The organism is Pseudomonas sp. GM74 (genome assembly GCF_000282455.1).
Classification (GTDB): Bacteria; Pseudomonadota; Gammaproteobacteria; order Pseudomonadales; family Pseudomonadaceae; genus Aquipseudomonas.
This window is the reverse complement of sequence record NZ_AKJG01000148.1, coordinates 1-1,473: the sequence shown is the minus strand read 5'-3', so window position 1 is coordinate 1,473 and position 1,473 is coordinate 1. Positions and strand designations below refer to the sequence as shown.

At 61.0% G+C, this 1,473-nt stretch carries 2 protein-coding genes and 1 pseudogene; all 3 read left to right on the top strand.

Features of this window, described 5'->3' with window-relative positions:
• Positions 1-41: 41 nt before the first annotated feature.
• Positions 42-272 (top strand): annotated as a pseudogene (locus PMI34_RS04330) (hypothetical protein); the annotation flags it as partial.
• A 4-nt stretch (positions 273-276) separates the two neighbouring features.
• The gene (locus PMI34_RS04335; RefSeq protein WP_008053187.1) at positions 277-651 is read left to right on the top strand and encodes a type II secretion system protein; all 375 of its coding nucleotides are present in this window, start codon (positions 277-279) and stop codon (positions 649-651) included.
• Positions 626-1,165 carry a type II secretion system protein gene (locus PMI34_RS04340; RefSeq protein ID WP_008053186.1) on the top strand — a complete coding sequence of 180 codons (540 nt, stop codon included), beginning with the start codon at positions 626-628 and terminating at the stop codon, positions 1,163-1,165. Before PMI34_RS04335 ends, PMI34_RS04340 begins: the two co-directional genes overlap by 26 nt.
• Positions 1,166-1,473 lie beyond the last annotated feature (308 nt).

Sequence of the window (1,473 nt, the reverse complement as noted above, 5' to 3'; positions counted from 1 at the left end):
CTTTCCCTACACGACGCTCTTCCGATCTCAACGATCTGTAGCTGGTGGAGGGGGTGCGTGACGTGCGCAGTCCCAAGGGCGCCAAGTTCTACTTCCTGCGGCGCATCCCCCGTGACCCGCTGGCAGCCGTCAAGCGTGACGACGACGGCGGCTGGGGCCTGCGTTCCTATGACAGTTCGGCTGAGAACCCGCGCGAGGGCCAGGACGTCTTTGACGTTTACTCCAAGGCCCGGGGCAAGGGTCTCAACGGTATCGCCTACCGAGAGTGGTGAGCCTATGCGTCGGCAAAAGGGTTTTACCCTGATTGAACTGATGGTGGTCATGGCGATCATCGCGACCCTGATGACGATCGCCTTGCCACGCTACTTCAGCAGTCTGGAGTCTTCCAGGGAGACCACCTTGCACCAGAGCCTGTCGTCCATGCGCGAGGCACTGGATCACTATTACGGGGACACCGGGCGTTATCCCGATTCCATCGAACAGTTGGTCGAACTGCGCTACTTGCGCAGCCAGCCGCTGGACCCGATTTCCGAGCGCAAGGATACCTGGATCATAGTCGCACCACCGGATGGCGTGGCGGGTGGGGTGGCCGATATCAAGAGTGGGGCCAGCGGGAGGGCGCGAGATGGCAGCCTGTATTCCGAGTGGTAAACCTTCGAGCCAGGACGGCTTTACCTACCTGGGTGTGCTGTTTCTGATCGTCGTGATAGGCATGGGCCTGGCCAGTGCCGGTGAGTTGTGGGCCACCGCTTCGCGTCGTGATCGCGAACACCAGTTGCTCTGGGTCGGTACGCAATATGCCCAGGCGTTGCGCAGCTATTACCGCAGTTCGCCCGGTATGGCCCAGTACCCGAAAGAACTCAAGGACCTGTTGCAGGACGAGCGTTTCCCGACGGCCAGGCACCATCTGCGGCAGTTGTACCCGGAGCCGATGACAGGTGGCGAGTGGGAGTTGATGCGCAATTTCGACGGGCGGATCAGCGGTGTGTACTGCCCGTCCGAGCAGAAGCCGCTCAAGCAGGATAACTTTCCCAGCCAGTGGGCGGACTTCAAGGGCATGGCCAGCTACAAGGACTGGCAGTTCGTGGCCGAGAAAGTTGTCCTCGATGGCACCGAAGGACTACCGAAAGAACAGTCCACCGGGCCCCAGGCATTGCAGCCTTGAACCGCATGATCGAGCCTGCTCGCGATGGCGGCCTGCCAGCCGGGGTTGTACACAACTCAAACTGTGGGAGCGGGCTTGCCCGCGAAGGCGGTGTGTCAGGCAGCGTGGATTTTTACGGGTGTACATATCCGTTTCTTCGGTAACGGCGGCTTATGGTTTCGCCCTTACGGCGAGTCCCTTTGGCAAACGCCCCAAAGGAACCAAAGGTCTCGCCCCTTACGTACGGCCCCTCGCTAAGGCTCGGGGTTCCTTCGCTCCGGTATTCATCCGGGGGCATTGCCCTCCGGTCGGCTTCGCTTCGACCTACA